Raw genomic sequence first — 18,110 nt, forward strand, 5'->3', positions numbered from 1 at the left:
CGGGGCTTCGCGCCCAACGCGTAGGCTCTCGCAGTGTGAGCGCACTTTCACCTATTCCCTTGCTGCGGCTGGATCCCGGCATCCCCATGCCCGCGCGCGCCCATCACGGTGACGCCGGCGTGGATCTGTGCACCACCCAGGACCTGATTCTGGAACCGGGGGAGCGAGCGCTGGTCGGTACCGGCGTCGCGGTCGCGCTACCGGTCGGCACCGTCGGCCTGATCCACCCCCGGTCGGGTTTGGCTGCCAAAGCCGGACTTTCGGTGGTCAACACCCCCGGCACGGTCGACGCGGGCTACCGCGGCGAGATCAAGGTGTGCCTGATCAACCACGATCCGCGCACGCCGATCGAGCTGCGCCGGGGCGACCGGATCGCCCAGCTGCTGGTGCAGCGGGTGGAACTGGTCGATTTCGTCGAGGTGGACGTGCTGGACGAGACGGCGCGCGGCGCGGGCGGATACGGGTCGAGCGGAGGCCACGCGATCCTGGCCGACGCCGCCAAGGAGGCGTGAAATGGCGATGTTCGGCAGAAAGAAGAAGTCGGACGACTACGAGTCCGGCGACTACGACGACGTCGACTACGACGCCTCCTATTCGGAGCTCGAGTACGGCGAGCCCGCCGGCGGCTACGAGGACGCGGTGGACGACTACGACGGCGACACCCCGCAGACCGGGCCCTACGACTACGAGGCGGTCGCGGATCTGCTCGCCGGCGTCGCCGATCAGCGGCTCGACCTCGGTTCGGTCATCCTGCCGGTCCCGCCGGGCGGTCAGCTCCAGGTCGAGATGACCCCCGAGGGCACCCCGCAGGCGGTGCACCTGGCCACCGAGCACGGCCGGCTCACCGTGGCCGCCTATGCCGCGCCCAAGTCCAAGGGGCAGTGGCGTGAGGTGGCCGCCGATCTGGCCGACTCGCTGCGCAAGGACGGCGCCCGCGTCTCGATCGAGACCGGCCCGTGGGGCCGCGAGGTGCTGGCCATCACCGAGGGCGCGGATCTGCGGTTCATCGGCGTGGACGGGCCGCGCTGGATGGTGCGTCTGGTCGCGGCCGGCCCGCAGGGCGCGGCCGATGACAGCTCCCCGCTGGTCGCGGCGGCCCGGGCGATCATGAGCGAGACCGTGGTCCGGCGCGGCTCCGATCCGCTGCCGGTGCGCGATCCGCTGCCGGTGGTGCTGCCGCAGGAGCTGGCCGATCAGCTGGCCGCCGCGCATCAGGCCCAGGTCGAGGCGCAACAGCAGCAGATGGAGGCCGCGCAGGCCGCGCAAGCCGCTGCCGCGCAAGGGATTCAGCCGGGTGTCATCCCGCCCCGGCTACCGGAGGGGCCGCGGCGCGGCTCCGAGGGTTCGGCCATGCAGCAGCTCGGCCTGAACTGACACTTCGCGATACCGGTCCCGGTCGAGCCACGCTCGGCCGGGATTTCTGGCGTCTCAGGGGGATTCAGTCGAAGGCGGCCAGGCCGGCGTGACCGAGGATCGCGGGATCGGCGCCGAGCTCGTCGAGGGTGATCCGGGCCAGCGCGGAGCGCGGGATCAGCCGTGCCCACTCCTCGGCGACGGCCAGCGGATGCACCGGGTCGTCGACCGCCGTGATGACCACCACCGGGACCTCCAGGGTGGCCAGCCGCTCGGCCTCGGGCCATTTGTACTCGGCGGCCTCTTGCAGCGCCCGCGGCAACTCCGGCCACTGGGACCGCCAGGACTGGGTCAGCGCCGCCGCGAGCCAGGCCGGGCTGCCGCCGCGCATCTGCTCGATGACCGCGTCCAGTCCGTGTGCCCGCAGTTGCCCGGCGGTGTAGGCGGCGCTCTGCGCGGCCGGGCAGTCGGCGGTGTCGGCTCCGGTCCACGCGGGGAGCGCGGCGATGACACCGGTCACCCGGTCGGGATGCTCGGCCGCCCACTCCAGGGCGACGGCCGCGCCCAGGGAGATCCCCGCGGCCAGGACGGGGCCCCGCCGGGCGGCGTCGTCCAGCGCGGCGCGATAGCTGGCAACCACCGCGCACGGGTCCGGTTCCACCGCGATGAGTTCGAGATCACGTTTCCGGCAAGCGGGTTCGAAACCGCGCCGCGCGAAATCCGCGTCCGACCCGGTCCCCGGCAACGCCACCGCAATCCGGGGCGGGCCGACAGGTTTGAACCCGGTGGGTTCTGGGGATTTCCAGGTGATGGATCGGCGAGTAGTCACCACCGCATGTGGGGAGTCGAACACCGGGCCGAGCGTAGCGGGGCCGGGTCGGTGCGCCTACAGTGGCGGTATGCGGCCATTTGCCGGTCGTTCGTTGGAAAACGCGCAGGCGTGTGACCCACGCCGGGTGCTGTAGCAGGAGAGCGTGCAATGCCATCCGCAGCCTCAGGATATTTTCGCCGACTGGGCCGCAGACTGACCGAGGATCTCGATCAGTTGGACGCCGAGGAGCTGGCCGAGACCGCAGAGGCATCGGGAGCCTGTCGAGCCTCTGAATGTCGCCGCGGCGACGAAGCCACCATGCTCGGCCGTTTGCGTAGTGTCGAAGCGTGCCCGAAGTCGTCGGGCGCTAGTGTTCAGGCAGAATTTTTCGACGGCACCGACGCCATCACCCTGGTGTGGATCGGCCGCCGCCGGATTCCCGGTATCGAACCCGGGCGCCGGATACTGGTACGCGGTCGCGTAGGCGACCGGGACGGCCGCAAGGTGATCTTCAACCCCTACTACGAATTGCGCGGGAACAGCTGACTTGATGCCGAGCAACGACAACGGCGCCGACTTGGGCAAGCCGACCGAGATCGGGCGCCGTGAGCCGCTCGATGCCGAGCTGCGCGAGATCCAGGACGATCTGCGCGCGCCGCATCCGGGCGTGGGCGCCGCCACCGACGAGGAGCCCGCCGAGCAGACCATGCTCGAGCAGATGGGCGGCTTCAGCGGCCTGATCTACTCCACCCTGCCGGTGCTGGTCTTCGTGCCGATCAACACCATCTTCGGCCTCACCGCCGCCATCTGGTCCGCCCTGGGCGTGGCCGGCGCCATTCTGGCGTGGCGCCTGTACAGCCGCAGTCCCGTGCAGCCCGCCATCTCCGGTTTCCTCGGTGTCGGCATCTGCGCGCTGATCGCCTACCGGATGGGGGAGGCCAAGGGCTTCTTCCTGTTCGGCATCTACACCAGCCTGGTGTACGCGGGCGCGTTCCTGATCTCGATCCTGGTGCGCTGGCCGCTGGTCGGCATCATCTGGGGCTTCCTGAACGGCCACGGCAAGGAGTGGCGCCAGGATCGCCGCGTGATCCGGCTCTACGACATCGCGACCGCGACCTGGGTGGTGGTCTTCGGCGCGCGCTACCTGGTGCAGTCCTCGCTGTACGACACCGACCACACCGGCTGGCTGGCGTTCGCGCGCATCGCGATGGGCTGGCCGCTGACCGCTGTCGCCTTCGCCGTCACGGTGTGGGCGGTGCGCCGCGCCGGGCACATGCCCGCCTCGAAAGGGTGATCACGAGCACTACAGAGGTGGGGTAGCACCCACCCCTGGGGTATCTGGCCGCTAGGCCCGTTTCCGCCGACGATCGTTGCAGAACGAAAAAACGCAACGATCGAAAGGCTCCAAGTTGCCTACCGAGCACAAGATTTCGGCAACGAAGTCTCCCGCACACCCCAGTCCCGCGCTCTCGGAGAGCAAGCGGGTCGCCGCCGAGCTGGACAAGCTGATCGGCGCCGCCGCCGCGGGTGACAAGCACGCGATGTCGGAGATCGTGCGCCTGGTGCACCCGCTGGTCCGCCGGTATTGCGGTGCGCGCCTTGGGAATACCTCACACCTGCACGTCACCGTCGACGACGTGGTGCAGGAAGTCCTGATCGCGACCGTGAAATCGGTTCCGCGCTACCAGGATCAGGGCAAGTCGTTCCTGGCCTTCGTCTATGGCATCTCGGCCAACAAGGTCGCCGACGCCTTCCGCCGCTCCCAGCTGCATCCGGCCTACCCGACGGCGGAGATGCCGGAGGAGGCCTGCAACGAGGCCGGGCCCGAGGAGTGGGCGCTGGCCTCCGAGCGGCGCGCCGCCACCCGCGAACTGATGAAGATCCTGGCGCCCGCGCACCGCGAGGTGCTGGTGATGCGGATCGTGCTCGGCTGGAGCGCCGCTCAGACCGCCGAGGCCATCGGCACCAGCCCCGGCGTCGTCCGCGTCATGCAGCACCGCGCGCTGAACAAGCTGCGCGCGGAACTGAACGTGGTCAAGGTCAAGGCTTGATGCCGTGGTGGGCCAGCGAGACCCGCAGATCCTCCTCGGCCTCGAGCGAGGTGACGAACAGCAGTTCGTCCTCGCCCTCGAACGGGTCGTCGGGCTGCGGGACGATGACCCGCCCGCCGCGCAGGATGGTCACCAGCGCGGCATCGCGCGGCAGGGTGAGCGCGCGCACCGGCTTACCGGCCAGCCCGGTGTCGGTCGGCAGGGTGATCTCGACCAGGTTGGCCTGACCCTGACGCAGCGTCATCAGCCGCACCAGGTCACCGACCGTGACCGCCTCCTCGACGAGGGAGGCCAGCAGCCGCGGCGTGGACACCGCCACGTCCACGCCCCAGGACTCGTCGAACAGCCACTCGTTGCGCGGATCGTTGACCCGCGCCACCACCCGGCGCACGCCGAACTCGGTCTTGGCGAGCAGGCTGTGCACCAGATTGGCCTTGTCGTCGCCGGTCGCGGCGATGACGACCTCATAGCTCTCCAGGCCCGCCTCTTCGAGCAGTGCCAGCTCACAGGCGTCCGCGTGCACCCAGATGGCATCCGGGATGGCGGCGGGATCGATATGGTCGAGCTGGCGTTCCAGCAGCATCACCCGATGTCCGCTGCGTAGCAGTTCCCGGGCGATGGATCGGCCCACGGCGCCGGCTCCGGCGATGGCCACCTTCATGATCAGTCCTCGCTCGCAGGGGGCTTGCCGGCCAACGCGACGGCCTCGCCGACGCTGCCGGAGGTCGCGGCCACGTACACCACGTCGTCGGCCTGGATGATGGTCTTGCTGTCGGGCAGCAGGCCGTTGCCGAAGCGCAGGATGAAGGCGACCCGCACGCGGACGTCGCGTTCCAGGTCGCGCACGGTGCGCCCGTACCAATCCTCGTGCAGATTCAGCTGTGTGATCGCGACCGCGCCGGTGGGGTCGCGCCAGTTGGTGGTGCTGGAATCGCCGATCAGGGTGCGCAGGAACCGGTCGGTGGTCCACGGCACGGTGGCGATGGTCGGGATGCCCAGGCGCTCGTAGACCGCGGCGCGCTTGGCGTCGTAGATCCGGGCCACCACGCGCTCGACGCCGAAGTTCTCCCGGGCCACGCGGGCGGAGATGATGTTGGAATTGTCACCGGAGGACACCGCGGCGAACGCGTCGGCGCGTTCGATGCCCGCGCGGGTCAGCACGTCCCGGTCGAAGCCGACGCCGATGATGCGCTGGCCCGGGAAATCCTGGCCGAGCCGCAGGAAGGAGCTGGGGTCGCGGTCGATCACCGTGACCTCGTGCCCCACCCGGACCAGGGCGCGGGCCAGCGACGAGCCGACGCGGCCACAGCCCATGATCACTACGTACACCCTGCAACCTCGTTCCTGGAACCTTCGGGATGGTGCGCCGACAGGGGGTGGGTAAGGACTGTGTCGGTCTGCGGTTTGCTGTGGGCAAACCGTACCGCCGATTCGCGATGGCCTGTTCCCGAGGGATGACCCAAGCTCCACGTTCCCGGTCCGGCCCGGCACCAAACCTCGGGGTGGCGCGTCATCGGGCCTGCGGGGATCTATGCTCGCACCGGTGTCCAAGTTGACGACGGCAGCCAAGCGCATGCTGCTGGGTAAGCCCTTCCGCAGTGATTCACTGGGGCATACCCTGCTGCCGAAGCGAATCGCCCTCCCGGTCTTCGCCTCCGATGCGATGTCCTCGGTCGCCTACGCGCCGGAGGAGATCTTCCTGACGCTGTCGGTGGCGGGCATCTCGGCCTACATGTACGCGCCGTGGGTGGGCCTGGCCGTCGTCGCGGTGATGATGGTGGTGGTCGCCAGCTACCGCCAGAACGTGCACGCCTACCCCTCCGGCGGCGGCGACTACGAGGTCGCCACCACCAACCTGGGCCCGACCGCCGGGCTGACCGTCGGTTCCGCCCTGCTGGTCGACTACGTGCTGACCGTCGCGGTGTCGATCTCCTCGGCCGCGTCCAATATCGGTTCGGCGATCCCGTTCGTGGCCACCCACAAGGTGCTGTTCGCGGTGGTGGCGATCGCGTTGCTGACCGCGGTCAACCTGCGTGGCGTGCGGGAATCGGGCAAGGCGTTCGCGGTTCCGGTGTACGCCTTCATCGTCGGCATGTTCGTCATGCTCGGCTGGGGCCTGTTCCAGGTCTACGTGCTGGGTGAGACGCTGCACGCCGAATCGGCGGGTTTCGGCGTCAAGGCCGAGGAGGAACACCTCTACGGGCTGGCGTTCGCGTTCCTGATCGCGCGCACCTTCTCCTCCGGCTGCGCGGCCCTGACCGGCGTCGAGGCGATCAGCAACGGGGTGCCGGCCTTCCGCAAGCCCAAGTCCCGCAATGCCGCGACCACGCTGCTGCTGCTCGGGGTCATCGCGGTCGCGCTGCTGATGGGCATCATCATCCTGGCCCAGAAGCTCGGGATCGTCTACGCGCACAACACCGACGACCTGATCGGCGCGCCCGCCGATTACCACCAGAAGACGCTGATCGCCCAGCTCGCCGAGTCGGTCTTCCACGGCTTCCCGATCGGTTTCTTCTTCATCCTGACCGTGACCGCGCTGATCCTGGTGCTCGCGGCGAACACCGCGTTCAACGGTTTCCCGGTGCTCGGCTCGATCCTGGCGCAGGACCGCTACCTGCCCCGGCAGCTGCACACCCGCGGCGACCGGCTCGCGTTCAGCAACGGCATCCTGTTCCTCTCGGGCGCGGCGATCGCGTTCGTGGTGGTCTTCGGCGCCGAGGTGACCAAGCTCATCCAGCTCTACATCGTGGGTGTGTTCGTCTCGTTCGTGCTCAGCCAGACCGGCATGCTGCGGCACTGGACGCGGCTGCTGCGCACCGAGACCGACCCGGCGCACCGGGCCCGGATGAAACGCTCGCGGGTGATCAACGCGATCGGTCTCACCATGACCGCGACGGTGCTGGTCATCGTGCTGATCACCAAATTCTTCGCCGGCGCCTGGATCGCGATCCTGACCATGGTCGCGATCTTCGTCGTGATGAAAATGATTCGCCGGCACTACGATTCGGTGTCGCGCGAACTCGACGAGCACGAATGGGACGGTGTGCTGCCGAGCCGGACGCACTCCATCGTGCTGGTCTCCAAACTCCATCTGCCGACGCGGCGCGCTCTGGCCTACGCCCGCGCCACCCGGCCCGACACCCTGGAAGCGGTGACAGTGAACGTCGACGAGGCCGACACCCGTGCGCTGGTACGAGAATGGGAGCGCAGCGATATCACGGTGCCGCTCAAGGTGGTCGAATCGCCTTACCGCGAAATCACCAAGCCGGTCCTGGACTACGTGAAGCGGGTGCGCAAGGACGCGCCGCGCGACGTGGTGACGGTGTTCATCCCGGAGTATGTGGTCGGGCACTGGTGGGAACAGGTGCTGCACAACCAGAGCGCGCTGCGCCTGAAGGGTCGGTTGCTGTTCGAGCCGGGTGTGATGGTGACCAGCGTGCCGTGGCAGCTGAGCTCCTCGACCCGGGCGCGCCAGGCCGGCGACATCAACGCGCCGGGTTCGGTGCGCCGCGGCTACGAGGACCGCACGATGAACACCTCGGGGTCTCGCGATGAGTGACTGGCGCGGTACTACTTTCGAGATCCGCCTCGGCCCGCCCGGGCACGGCGGGTTCTGTGTCGGACGGCACGAGGGCCGGGTGGTGTTCGTGCGGCACGGGCTGCCTAGGGAACTGGTGCGGGCACAGGTGACCGAGGATCGCGGCGGCTCGTTCTGCCGCGCCGACGCCATCGAGATCCTGGAGGCTTCGCCGGATCGCGTCCCCGCCACCTGCCCCGTCTCGGGCCCCGGCGGCGCGGGCTGCTGTGACTTCTCCTTCGCCACGCCGCAGGCGCAGCGCGCGCTGAAGGCGACCGTGGCCGGCGAGCAATTGCGCCGGCTGGCCGGGATCGAACGCGAGATCGTGGTCGAGCCGATCGCCGGGTACCCGGCGGACGCGACCGGTGGCTGGCGCACCCGGGTGCGGTTGGCCGTCGACCCGCAGGGGCGTGCCGGGGTGCATCGGCACCGCAGCACCGGCGTGCTCAACGACCTGCGCTGCCCGCAGCCGATGCCGGGCGCGATGGACGGTATCGCCGAGCGGGAGTGGACGCCGGGCGCCGAACTGGTGGTCGCCGTCGACGGGGACGGCGTGCGGCACATCGTCGAACTCGCTCCGGCGGAGGTGGATCCGCGTGAGGGGCAGCGCCGCGGGCGCGGGCGCGCCGACAGCGACGGGCGGGCGCGCGGTCGTGACGCCCGCGGTCGTGGTGGGCGGCCCGGGCGCGGGCCGCGGGTGTCCGCCGAGGAAGCGGGCGCCGAGACCCCGGGCAGCGAACGCCGCCATGCCGCCGCGCGCCGGGCCGCCGCGCACGCACCGCGCGAGGAATGGGTGATGGCGGGCACCGGCCGCGCGGTCGAATACGTGGCCGACCGGCGCTGGGAGATCGCCGCGACCGGCTTCTGGCAGGCGCATCGCGGTGCGGCGCAATGCTATTCGGATCTGGTGGCGGAGTGGTCCGGGGTGAAACCCGGCGATCTGGCCTGGGATCTGTACAGCGGCGCGGGCGTTTTCGCGGCCCGGTTGGCCGAGCAGACCGGCGCCGACGGCTCCGTGCGAGCCGTGGAGTCGGCCCGGACCGCGGTCGCCGACGGGAACGCCGCGCTGCTGGATCTGCCCTGGGTGGACCTCAGCGCCGACCGCACCGAACGCTGGATCGTCGAACACGGCTCCGGCGCGACGCCGGCGGCCGTCGTCCTGGATCCGCCGCGCGCGGGCGCGGGTAAGGAGATCGTCGCCGCGCTCACCGCGACCGGGCCCGACCGCATCGTCCACATCGGTTGCGACCCGGCGTCTTTCGCCCGTGACCTCGGTCTGTACCAGAACGCCGGGTACACCCTGACCGAGTTGCGCTCGTTCGACGCGTTCCCCGGCACCCATCATGTCGAGTCGCTGGCGCTGCTCCAGCGCTGAGGGTCGCCCCGGCATCGGTCCAGCGGTTGCTGAACCGATGCCCGGGCCGGTCGTGAGCTAGATGTTCAGCTGCCAGGTGACGCGCACGGCCGCCGAGATCTCGCTCTCCCCGAGTTCCACCGGCATCGACGCCATCTCGGCGATCATCCCGGCCGCGCCCTTGGTGCGCACGCTCGAGCGCGGGCGCGAGCCGGTGTCCTCGGTGATCACCAGCACCGGCCCGACACTGGTGCCGGCGCGCGCCGCGAACTGCTGGGCCTTGGCCAGCGCGTTGTCCCAGGCGGCGTCGCGGGCCTGCTCGAGCAGGCTCTCCTCGTCGGCGAAACCGAGGCCGAGCCCGTTGAGCCGGACCTCGTCGCCGCCGGCCTCGACGCAGTGCGCGATGACGTCGGCCGGGCTCGGATCGGCGTCCGGGCCGATCCGGCGCAGGGTCACCGTGAGGTCGGTGCTCGCGACGTAGCCGGTGATCTGCTGGCCCTTGCCCTCGGTCCACTCGGTCTCGGTGCGCACCGACAGGCCCGTGGTCGCGATGTCGGAGCCGGGCACCTCGTCCCCGCGCAGCGAGTCGGTGACCGCCTTGACGCGCTCGCCGGCCTTGTCGTAGGCCAGGGCGACCTTGGCCGCGCGGGCCTCGATGGTGATGGTGACGCGCATCAGGTCCGGGGCCGCGCTCGCGGTGCCGGAACCGAAGGTGGTGACGGTGCCCGCGACGGCGTCCGGCTCGGCCAGGCCGCAGCATCCGGCGTCGCAGTCCGCGATCGCGACGTTCTTGTTCTTCTTTTTAGCTTTGCTCACGGCGTTCTCCTTACTCGAGGATCACGGGTCCTGTTCGGTCAACGGACGAGCGAATGGGATTGTCCCCGCGCCCGACCGGGTACCGTGTGGGCCGGGCCGGAGCGCGTAGATTCGTGTGGAGACTCACATTTCGCGGCCGTGACCCCTGGTGACAGGCTGATGTGGAGCGGGGGCATCCCCACGGCTCCGTAGACTGAATCGGATCAGATGCGCTATCCGGAGGGAGCGAGTTCAGGTGGGAGTGCTTTCCCGGGTCGATACGCCCGAAGATCTGCGTGGGCTGACCGTGCCACAGCTACGTGAACTGGCGGCTGAGATCCGCGATTTCCTGGTCGAGAAGGTCGCGGCCACCGGTGGTCATCTGGGCCCGAATCTCGGTGTGGTGGAACTGAGTATCGCGCTGCACCGGGTCTTCGACTCGCCGGCCGATCCGCTGCTCTTCGACACCGGCCATCAGGCCTACGTGCACAAGATCCTCACCGGCCGCAAGGGCCAGTTCGATTCGCTGCGCAAGGAGGGCGGGCTCTCGGGCTACCCGAGCCGCGCCGAGAGCGCGCACGACTGGGTCGAGTCCTCGCACGCCTCGGCGGCGCTGTCCTATGCCGACGGCCTGGCCAAATCGTTCGCGCTGACCCAGCAGGACCGCCATGTGGTCGCGGTGGTCGGTGACGGCGCGCTGACCGGCGGCATGTGCTGGGAGGCGCTGAACAATATCGCCGGCGCCCCGGATCGCCCGGTCGTGATCGTGGTCAACGACAACGGCCGCTCCTACGCCCCGACCATCGGCGGCCTGGCCGATCGGCTCACCGCGCTGCGCACCCAGCCCGCCTACGAGCACGCCCTGGTCGCGGGCAAGCGCCTCATCAAGAGCATTCCGCGGGTGGGGGAGTCGGCGTATTCGATGGTGCACGCGGTCAAGGCCGGGATCAAGGACGCGGTCAGCCCCCAGGAGCTGTTCAGCGATCTGGGGCTGAAGTACGTCGGCCCGGTCGACGGGCACGACATCGTCGCCCTGGAGGCCGCGCTGCGCCGGGCCAAGGATTTCGGCGGCCCCGTCGTCGTGCACGCGGTCACCCAGAAGGGCCGCGGCTACGAGCACGCCGAGAACCATGTCGCCGATCAGATGCACGCCTGCGACCCGATCGACCCGCTCACCGGGCGTCCGCTCGCGGGCAAGAAGGCGCCCGGCTGGACCTCGGTGTTCTCCGAGGAGTTGATCGCGCACGGCGAGCGCCGCGACGACATCGTGGCGATCACCGCCGCGATGCCCGGGCCCACCGGCCTGGCGCCGTTCGGGGAACGCTTCCCGGAGCGCATGTTCGACGTCGGCATCGCCGAGCAGCACGCCATGACCTCCGCGGCCGGCCTGGCGCTGGGCGGTCTGCACCCGGTGGTCGCCATTTACTCCACCTTCCTCAATCGCGCCTTCGATCAGCTGCTGATGGACGTGGCGCTGCTCAAGCAGCCGGTGACGGTGGTGCTGGACCGCGCGGGCGTCACCGGGCCGGACGGCGCCAGCCACAACGGCATGTGGGATTTCTCGCTGCTCGGCATCATCCCGGGCATCCGGGTGGCCGCCCCGCGCGATGCCGCCACGCTGCGCGAGGAGCTGGGCGAGGCGCTGGCCGTCACCGACGGCCCCACCGTCCTGCGGTTCCCGAAGGGCAGTGTCGCCGAGGACATCACCGCGATCGAGCGGCTCGACGGCGTCGATGTGCTGCGCCTGGCCGCCACCGATTCGGGTTCGGCGCAGACCGCCCGGGGCGACGTGCTGCTGGTCGCGGTCGGCCCGTTCGCCGAGACGGCCGTGCGGGTCGCCGAACAGCTGGCGCCGGAGGGCATTTCGGTCACCGTGATCGACCCGCGCTGGGTGCTGCCGGTGTCGGACACCATCGTCAAGCTCGCCGAGAACTACCGGCTGGTGGTCACCCTCGAGGACGGCGGCCTGCACGGCGGCATCGGCTCGACGGTGTCGGCGCGCATCCGCGCGGCCGGGGTGGACGTCCCGACCCGCGATCTCGGTGTCCCGCAGCAGTTCCTGGACCACGCGTCGCGGGATTCGCTGCACGACGAACTCGGCTTGACGGCGCCCGATATCGCGCGCCGGATCGCCGGCTGGCTGGACGCGAGCTGAGTTCGGCAAAACTGCCCGAACGATCGTTCTGAAAATGCCCCACGCGGGCCGTGCAGGCCGTACCGTTTCCCCTACCTAGTGGAGGAGAAACGGTCATGGCTTGGGTCAAGAAGGAAATTGTCATCGAGGCGCCCGCGGCAGACGTGTGGGCGGTCATCGGGGACTTCGAGCAGGGTCCGGTGCGGATGTCACCGGGTTTCGTCACCGAGAGCAAGCTCGTCGAGCCCGGCGTGCGGCTGGTCACCTTCGCCAGCGGCGTGGTGGTGCGCGAACGGCTCATCTCCCTCGACGAGGCCGAGCACCGGTACGCGTTCTCGATCATCGGCGACAGCGTCACCCCGGAGCACGACACCGCGAGCATGCAGGTGTTCGCGCTGGAGAACGGGCACAGCCGCTTCGTCTGGATGCACGATTTGCTGCCCGCCGAACTCGCCGCCGCCTTCGCTCCGGTGATGGAGCAGGGCGCGGAACTGCTGAAGAAGACGGTCGAAAGCGCCTAGTCGGCGGGCTGCTGCGGGGTCAGCGCGCCGGTCAGCGCCGGCACCGACAGTTCGCGCTGCCACGGGCGGGCGCCGCCGGACTTGAGGAAGCCGTCGATGGCGGCGGACAGGTCGGCGGCGGTGCCGACCCGGTCGTAGGACGGGAGCCCGTCCCAGCACAGCCGCCGCACCAGATCGGGGGACAGCAGGTTCTCCACCGGAATCGCGTGCTCGGTCGAGAGTTCGCCCATCGCGGCGCGGGCCCGGGTCAGCCGGGCGGCGGCGACCGGGTCGCGCCGCTCCCACCGGTTCACCGGCGGCGGACCCTCGAACGGCTGGGTGAGTGTGGGTAGCTCGGTCTCGGCGAGCGCGCGGGCGCGGTCGACGGCGGCCAGCCATTCCCGGGAGTAGCGGCGCTGACGAGGTCCGCCGAACACCGGCAGCGTGCGTAGCTGGGCGATGGTGCGCGGGTCGGAGGTCGCGGCGGAGACGATGGCCGCGTCCGGCAGGATCCGGGCGGGGGCGACATCGCGGGCGCGGGCCAGGGTGTCGCGCGCGAGCCATAGCTCCCGCACCACCGCCAGCTGGCGGGTCTTGCGCAACGTGTGGATGCCCGAGGTACGCCGCCAGCGGTCGGACTTGGGCGCGGACGGCTCGGCCGTCCGGATGTGCTCGAATTCCTGTGCCGCCCAATCGCTCTTGCCCTGCGCGTCGAGCGAGGCGGCGACCTCGTCGCGTAGCTCGAGCAGCAGTTCGACATCCAGGGCCGCGTAGTTGAGCCAGTCGGCGGGTAGTGGGCGGGTGGACCAATCGGCGGCGCCGTGACCCTTGCGTAGCGCGCGCCCGAGTAGCTTCTCCACCATCGCCGCCAGTCCGACCCGCTCGAACCCGGCCAGCCGGCCGCCCAGTTCGGTGTCGAACAGCCGCGCGGGGCGCAGCCCCAGCTCGGCCAGGCCGGGCAGGTCCTGGTCGGCCGAATGCAGGACCCATTCCAGCTCGTTGATGACCTCGGCCAGCGGTCCCAGCGCGTCGGTGACCGGAATCGGGTCGATGAGGAAGCTGCCCGCGCCGGCGCGGCGCAACTGGATCAGATAGGCCCGCGCCGAATAGCGGAAGCCGGAGGCGCGTTCCGCGTCGACCGCCAGCGGCCCGGTACCCGCGGCCAGCCGGGCGGCGGCCGCGGCCACCTGCTCGGGAGTTACCAGTACCGGCGGCACACCATCATGGGGGGCGAGCAGTGGTTCAGCGGTGTTCTCTTCCACACTGCGCCCCTCGATGGGCTCTTCAGCAACTGGCATAGACGTGAACTTTACGTGGCTGTCAGCTTTGTTCGTCGCTGGTGTGCGAGTCCGGTCGAAGATGAGTTATTCCGGCGGGCGGTAGACCGGCCGAGTAGGCCAGTACTTCGCAGAACGCTTCGACGTGCGGAGCCATCTCGGCACTGGTCGCGGTCCAGGAGGCGCGCAGCTCCAACTGGTGTGCGCGCGGCGGGCCCGCGATGTCGCCGTAGCGGACCGAACTCGTCGAGGTGACCGTCCCGCCCAGCGCCGTGTACGGCTCGGATCGGGACTCCAGCGCGTCGACCAGCCAGCTCCACGCCACCTCCGGTAGCAGCGGATCCCCGGCCAGCGATTCGTCGATGTCGGCCTGGATGTAGGCGACCAGCCGGAACACACCGTGCCAGGCCTCGTCGCCGTCCGGGTCGTGCAGCAGGATCAGCCGGCCGAACGCGTCGCCGTCGGAATCCACCGGCACCGTCGGCGTTTCGGCGTGTTTGACCTCCGCGCCGACCGCATAAGAATACGGCGCCAGCCGCTGTGGTGGGCGGATAGGCGCGAGCTCGATGCTGGGGTGCACGGATGCGGTGCCCATCGCAGCAACCGCGGCTCGAAATCCAGGTGGTTCGGCGGGGGAGCCCTCGGTCGATGCGGCGCCGTCGCGGAAGTCGAGCGGTGTCACGGAAAGGACGGTAGACCGTGTGGTCGTTACCCGCGCGGAGGCGCGCCGCACACGACGCGGTTCGCGATATGGCGTTCGCGTGGTGACGGTGTCCGGCAGCGGTCTGCGGATGGATAGGATCGCCGTGATGACTACCTACACCCGTCGCCAGTTGACCGATGCCCCGTTCTTGGCCGCCGCCACCGGCGCCACGCCGAGCCGGCGGCCGGTGTGGTTCATGCGCCAGGCCGGTCGTTCCCTGCCCGAGTACCGCGAACTGCGCAAGGGCGTCGGCATGCTGCAGTCCTGCTTCGATCCGGAGCTGGTCTGCGAGATCACCATGCAGCCGATCCGCCGCCACGACGTGGACGCGGCGATCCTGTTCTCCGACATCGTCGTCCCGCTGAAGGCCGCGGGCATCGATCTCGACATCGTGCCCGGCGTCGGCCCGGTCGTGGCCGCGCCGGTGCGCACCGTCGCGGACGTGCGCGCCCTGCCGCGGCTGCGCCCGGAGGACGTCGGCGCGGTCACCGAGGGTGTCCGGCTGCTCACCACCGCGCTGGGCGACACCCCGCTGATCGGTTTCGCGGGCGCGCCGTTCACGCTGGCGTCGTATCTGGTGGAGGGTGGGCCGAGCAAGCAGCACGAGCGCACCAAGGCGATGATGCACGCCGACCCGAAGACCTGGCACGAACTGCTCGGCGCGCTCACCGACATCACCATCGCGTTCCTGCAGGCGCAGCTGGCCGCCGGCGTCGACGCGGTGCAGCTGTTCGACTCGTGGGCCGGCGCGCTGTCGCTGGCCGACTACCGCAGCTTCGTGCTGCCGCATTCCGAGCGAGTCTTCGCCGAGGTCGCCGCGGCCGGCGTGCCGCGCATCCACTTCGGGGTCGGCACCGGCGAACTGCTGGGCGCGATGGGCGAGGCGGGCGCGGATGTGGTCGGCGTGGACTGGCGGGTGCCGCTGAACGAGGCCGCGCGCCGCGTCGGCGCCGGAAAGGTGTTGCAGGGCAACCTCGACCCGGCCGTCCTGTTCGCCGGGCCGGAGGCGATCGAGTCCGAGGTGCGCCGGATCTGCCGCGAAGCCGACGAAGCGCTCGTGCTCGGCGCGCGGGGCCACATCTTCAATCTGGGCCACGGCGTCATGCCCGACACCGACCCGGAGGTCATCACCGCCACCGTCGAGCTGATCCACAGCATCGCCCCCGCGGTGCGGCCGAGTGTGAGCTGAGCTGCTCTGCGGCCGACCGGGCGGTGCCGCCCGCGGCCCGGGGGATACCGTCGCAGGCATGAGAATCGCGGTGGTCGGCGGCGGCATCACGGGGTTGGTCGCGGCGTATCGGTTGCGGACGCTACTCGGCCCGTCGGCCGATCTGCTGGTCGTCGACCGTGCCGCGCGGGTCGGCGGGATCCTGCACACCGGCGAAGTCGCCGGGGAGCCTTTGGATCTCGGCGCGGAAGCGTTCGTCGGCCGCCGGCCCGAGGTGCCGCAGCTGCTCCGCGATCTCGGCCTGGAAACCCAATTGGTGCTCCCCGCCGGGAAGCGCCCGCTGCTGTGGTCCGGCGGTGTCGCGCACGCGATGCCGGAGCGCACGCTGATGGGTATCCCGTCCCACGCCGAGCAGATGCGCGGGCTCGTCGACGACGCGACGGTGGCGAAGATCGCCGCGGAGACCGAGCGGCCCTTCGCCTGGGACCCGGAATCCGATATCGATGTCTACAGCCTGATCGCCGACCGGTTCGGCGCGCAGGTCGCCGAGCGCAGCGTCGATCCGCTGCTGGGCGGCGTATACGCGGGCAGCTCCCGGTCCATCGGGGTGCGCGCCGCGGTGCCGATGCTGGCGGCCGCCCTGGACGCGGGCGCGCCGAGCCTGACCCACGCGGTCGCCGCCGCGCTGCCGCCGCCCTCGAACGCGCCGGTGTTCGGCGGTATTCGCGACGGGTACCGGGTGCTGCTGGACGCGCTGGTCGAGAGATCCGGCGCGCGCGTCGTCACCGACTCGCCGGTCACCCGGCTGGCGAGGTCGGCCGGCGGCTGGGTGGTCGACCCCTTCGGCACGGTCGACGCCGTCGTGCTCGCGACCCCGGCTCCGGTCACCGCGCGCCTGCTGGCCACCATCGCCCCGACCGCCGCGGCTGCCGCCGCCGGTATCGAGCTGTCGTCCTCGGTGGTGGTCGCGCTGGCCCTGCCCCGCAACACCCCGCTCCCGGACAATTCCGGCATCCTCGTCGCCACCGGAGAACCCCTGCGCGCCAAGGCCTTCACCTTGTCCAGCCGGAAATGGCCACACCTGGCCGCCCGCGACACCACGCTGGTCCGCGCCTCCTTCGGCAAGTTCGGCGACGATTCGGTCCTGTCCTGGCCCGACGACAAGCTGGTCCGCGCCGCGGCCGAGGACCTCGCCCATGTCACCGGCATCGCGATCGAACCGCTCGGCGCGACCGTGCAGCGCTGGCCCGGCGGCCTGGCCCAGTACGCCCCGGGCCACCTCGACCGCGTCGCCGAAATCGAGGCGGGGACCGGGGAACTCGGCCGCTTCGCGCTGGCGGGTGCCTATCTGCACGGTGTCGGCGTCCCCGCGTGCGTCGCCTCGGGTGACGCGGCCGCCTGCCGTGTCGCCGCCCACTTGTCCTAGCCGGAGGCCGCGGCCCGGCACCGAAATGGCACGATGGGGTCATGGCGCGACTCGATTATCAGGCCCTCAATTCCACCATCCGCTACCTGATGTTCTCGGTGTTCCAGGTGAAGCCGGGTGTGCTCGGGGAGGATCGGGCCAAGGCGATCGCGGACGCGCAAGCCTTCTTCGGCGGCCTGGAGGACAAGGGCGTCGTGGTGCGCGGGCTCTACGACGTGGCCGGCCTGCGCGCCGACGCCGACTTCATGATCTGGTCGCACGCCGAGCGGCTCGAGGACCTGCAGGCCGCCTACGCCGATTTCCGCCGCACCACCGAGCTCGGCCGGGCCAGCACCCCGGTCTGGAGCAATGTGGCGCTGCACCGTCCGGCGGAGTTCAACAAGAGCCACATCCCGGCGTTCCTCGCGGGCGAGGAGCCGGGTAACTACATCTGCGTCTATCCGTTCGTGCGCTCCTACGAGTGGTACCTGCTGCCCGACGAGGAGCGGCGCAAGATGCTGGCCGATCACGGCAAGGCCGCGCGCGGCTACGCGGATGTGCGCGCCAACACCGTGAGTTCCTTCGCGCTCGGCGATTACGAGTGGATCCTCGCCTTCGAGGCCCCGGAACTGCATCGCATCGTCGATCTCATGCGCGATCTGCGGGCCACCGAGGCGCGGCTGCACGTGCGCGAGGAGATCCCGTTCTACACCGGTCCGCGCGTCGAGGTCGCTCAGCTCATCGCAGCGCTGCCCTGACACAATCCATCCGAACAGGCATGCCCCGAGTTTTCGGGGCATGCCTGTTTTGTGTTGCTACCCGTACGCTGCGCACAGCGCGGATGCCGGATCTCCTGCGCTGCGGCGCCTGAGGGGTGCGGTCGCAGCGGGCGACGGCACCGCGTGTTCGAAACCTTCACCTTGGAATACTCGATGTGCGGGGCTCCGCCGGCGCCGGTGCGCGCCGCCCGATCCCGCGGTGC

Annotated in this window: 18 protein-coding genes; 12 read left to right on the top strand and 6 right to left on the bottom strand. The window is 70.4% G+C overall.

Annotated features, from left to right (window positions below):
* Positions 1-35 precede the first annotated feature (35 nt).
* Both dut and AB0H76_RS06745 read left to right on the top strand, forming a co-directional pair.
* Positions 36-512 carry a dUTP diphosphatase gene (gene dut / locus AB0H76_RS06740; RefSeq protein ID WP_357318340.1) on the top strand — a complete coding sequence of 159 codons (477 nt, stop codon included), beginning with the start codon at positions 36-38 and terminating at the stop codon, positions 510-512.
* Positions 513-519: 7 nt separating this feature from the next.
* Entirely contained in the window at positions 520-1,374 is an 855-nt protein-coding gene (locus tag AB0H76_RS06745; RefSeq protein WP_357320484.1) for a DUF3710 domain-containing protein, read from the top strand.
* A gap of 64 nt (positions 1,375-1,438) precedes the next feature.
* Here AB0H76_RS06745 and AB0H76_RS06750 read toward each other — a convergent pair whose 3' ends face one another.
* Positions 1,439-2,104: an alpha/beta hydrolase gene (locus tag AB0H76_RS06750; RefSeq protein ID WP_357318343.1), complete on the bottom strand. Its 666-nt coding sequence runs from the start codon at positions 2,102-2,104 to the stop codon at positions 1,439-1,441.
* Between the two features lie 228 nt (positions 2,105-2,332).
* Between AB0H76_RS06750 and AB0H76_RS06755 the strand changes: the two genes are divergently transcribed.
* The 3 genes from AB0H76_RS06755 to AB0H76_RS06765 all read left to right on the top strand — a co-directional run bounded on the left by AB0H76_RS06755 (position 2,333) and on the right by AB0H76_RS06765 (position 4,215).
* Positions 2,333-2,710 (top strand): OB-fold nucleic acid binding domain-containing protein, encoded by a 378-nt coding sequence (locus AB0H76_RS06755; RefSeq protein WP_194814291.1) that lies wholly within the window; start codon positions 2,333-2,335, stop codon positions 2,708-2,710.
* A gap of 160 nt (positions 2,711-2,870) precedes the next feature.
* Complete coding sequence (locus AB0H76_RS06760; protein WP_357320485.1) at positions 2,871-3,458, top strand: DUF3159 domain-containing protein; 588 nt, start codon at positions 2,871-2,873, stop codon at positions 3,456-3,458.
* 115 nt (positions 3,459-3,573) lie between these two features.
* Complete coding sequence (locus AB0H76_RS06765) at positions 3,574-4,215, top strand: sigma-70 family RNA polymerase sigma factor (RefSeq protein ID WP_357318346.1); 642 nt, start codon at positions 3,574-3,576, stop codon at positions 4,213-4,215.
* Here AB0H76_RS06765 and AB0H76_RS06770 read toward each other — a convergent pair.
* Both AB0H76_RS06770 and AB0H76_RS06775 read right to left on the bottom strand, forming a co-directional pair.
* Positions 4,205-4,876 carry a TrkA family potassium uptake protein gene (locus AB0H76_RS06770; RefSeq protein ID WP_357318349.1) on the bottom strand — a complete coding sequence of 224 codons (672 nt, stop codon included), beginning with the start codon at positions 4,874-4,876 and terminating at the stop codon, positions 4,205-4,207. The two genes, AB0H76_RS06765 and AB0H76_RS06770, sit on opposite strands and share 11 nt — an antisense overlap.
* Positions 4,877-4,878: 2 nt before the next feature.
* On the bottom strand, positions 4,879-5,544 hold the full coding sequence (locus AB0H76_RS06775; protein ID WP_357318352.1) for a TrkA family potassium uptake protein: 666 nt from the start codon (positions 5,542-5,544) through the stop codon (positions 4,879-4,881).
* A 214-nt stretch (positions 5,545-5,758) separates the two neighbouring features.
* Between AB0H76_RS06775 and AB0H76_RS06780 the strand changes: the two genes are divergently transcribed.
* Both AB0H76_RS06780 and AB0H76_RS06785 read left to right on the top strand, forming a co-directional pair.
* Complete coding sequence (locus AB0H76_RS06780; RefSeq protein ID WP_357318354.1) at positions 5,759-7,774, top strand: APC family permease; 2,016 nt, start codon at positions 5,759-5,761, stop codon at positions 7,772-7,774.
* Positions 7,767-9,167, top strand: coding sequence for a TRAM domain-containing protein (locus AB0H76_RS06785; RefSeq protein WP_357318357.1), 1,401 nt, complete (start codon positions 7,767-7,769; stop codon positions 9,165-9,167). The genes AB0H76_RS06780 and AB0H76_RS06785 overlap by 8 nt, the downstream gene beginning before the upstream one ends.
* Positions 9,168-9,224: 57 nt before the next feature.
* Here the strand turns inward: AB0H76_RS06785 and AB0H76_RS06790 are convergent, their stop codons facing one another.
* The gene (locus AB0H76_RS06790) at positions 9,225-9,962 is read right to left on the bottom strand and encodes an SIMPL domain-containing protein (RefSeq protein WP_357318360.1); all 738 of its coding nucleotides are present in this window, start codon (positions 9,960-9,962) and stop codon (positions 9,225-9,227) included.
* 235 nt (positions 9,963-10,197) lie between these two features.
* Here AB0H76_RS06790 and dxs point away from each other — a divergent pair, with 235 nt between their 5' ends.
* Together dxs and AB0H76_RS06800 are read left to right on the top strand one after the other, a co-directional pair.
* A complete protein-coding gene (dxs, locus tag AB0H76_RS06795) occupies positions 10,198-12,096 on the top strand; it encodes a 1-deoxy-D-xylulose-5-phosphate synthase (protein ID WP_357318363.1) in 1,899 nt (632 codons plus the stop codon).
* A 95-nt stretch (positions 12,097-12,191) separates the two neighbouring features.
* A complete protein-coding gene (locus tag AB0H76_RS06800) occupies positions 12,192-12,596 on the top strand; it encodes an SRPBCC family protein (protein ID WP_357318366.1) in 405 nt (134 codons plus the stop codon).
* Here AB0H76_RS06800 and AB0H76_RS06805 read toward each other — a convergent pair.
* Both AB0H76_RS06805 and AB0H76_RS06810 read right to left on the bottom strand, forming a co-directional pair.
* Positions 12,593-13,873, bottom strand: coding sequence for a ribonuclease D (locus tag AB0H76_RS06805; protein WP_357318369.1), 1,281 nt, complete (start codon positions 13,871-13,873; stop codon positions 12,593-12,595). The genes AB0H76_RS06800 and AB0H76_RS06805 overlap by 4 nt on opposite strands.
* Positions 13,874-13,895: 22 nt before the next feature.
* Positions 13,896-14,534 (bottom strand): DUF3000 domain-containing protein, encoded by a 639-nt coding sequence (locus AB0H76_RS06810; RefSeq protein ID WP_357318372.1) that lies wholly within the window; start codon positions 14,532-14,534, stop codon positions 13,896-13,898.
* A 118-nt stretch (positions 14,535-14,652) separates the two neighbouring features.
* On the opposite strand from AB0H76_RS06810, the gene hemE reads away from it, so the two are divergent.
* The 3 genes from hemE to hemQ are packed head-to-tail and all read left to right on the top strand — an operon-like array spanning position 14,653 to position 17,886.
* Entirely contained in the window at positions 14,653-15,744 is a 1,092-nt protein-coding gene (gene hemE, locus AB0H76_RS06815; RefSeq protein ID WP_357320487.1) for a uroporphyrinogen decarboxylase, read from the top strand.
* A 58-nt stretch (positions 15,745-15,802) separates the two neighbouring features.
* Positions 15,803-17,149: a protoporphyrinogen oxidase gene (locus AB0H76_RS06820; RefSeq protein ID WP_357318375.1), complete on the top strand. Its 1,347-nt coding sequence runs from the start codon at positions 15,803-15,805 to the stop codon at positions 17,147-17,149.
* Between the two features lie 41 nt (positions 17,150-17,190).
* The gene (hemQ, locus tag AB0H76_RS06825) at positions 17,191-17,886 is read left to right on the top strand and encodes a hydrogen peroxide-dependent heme synthase (protein WP_357318378.1); all 696 of its coding nucleotides are present in this window, start codon (positions 17,191-17,193) and stop codon (positions 17,884-17,886) included.
* Positions 17,887-18,110: the final 224 nt, after the last annotated feature.

The organism is Nocardia sp. NPDC050712 (assembly GCF_040654295.1).
Classification (GTDB): Bacteria; Actinomycetota; Actinomycetes; order Mycobacteriales; family Mycobacteriaceae; genus Nocardia.

Excerpts from the sequence above, each read along its gene's own strand:
- AB0H76_RS06745 (WP_357320484.1), top strand. The coding sequence starts at position 520 with ATGTTCGGCAGAAAGAAGAAGTCGGACGACTACGAGTCCGGCGACTAC.
- AB0H76_RS06755 (WP_194814291.1), top strand. The coding sequence starts at position 2,333 with ATGCCATCCGCAGCCTCAGGATATTTTCGCCGACTGGGCCGCAGACTG.
- AB0H76_RS06760 (WP_357320485.1), top strand. The coding sequence starts at position 2,871 with ATGCTCGAGCAGATGGGCGGCTTCAGCGGCCTGATCTACTCCACCCTG.
- AB0H76_RS06770 (WP_357318349.1), bottom strand. The coding sequence starts at position 4,876 with ATGAAGGTGGCCATCGCCGGAGCCGGCGCCGTGGGCCGATCCATCGCC.
- AB0H76_RS06785 (WP_357318357.1), top strand. The coding sequence starts at position 7,767 with ATGAGTGACTGGCGCGGTACTACTTTCGAGATCCGCCTCGGCCCGCCC.
- AB0H76_RS06800 (WP_357318366.1), top strand. The coding sequence starts at position 12,192 with ATGGCTTGGGTCAAGAAGGAAATTGTCATCGAGGCGCCCGCGGCAGAC.
- AB0H76_RS06805 (WP_357318369.1), bottom strand. The coding sequence starts at position 13,873 with ATGCCAGTTGCTGAAGAGCCCATCGAGGGGCGCAGTGTGGAAGAGAAC.
- AB0H76_RS06820 (WP_357318375.1), top strand. The coding sequence starts at position 15,803 with ATGAGAATCGCGGTGGTCGGCGGCGGCATCACGGGGTTGGTCGCGGCG.
- hemQ (WP_357318378.1), top strand. The coding sequence starts at position 17,191 with ATGGCGCGACTCGATTATCAGGCCCTCAATTCCACCATCCGCTACCTG.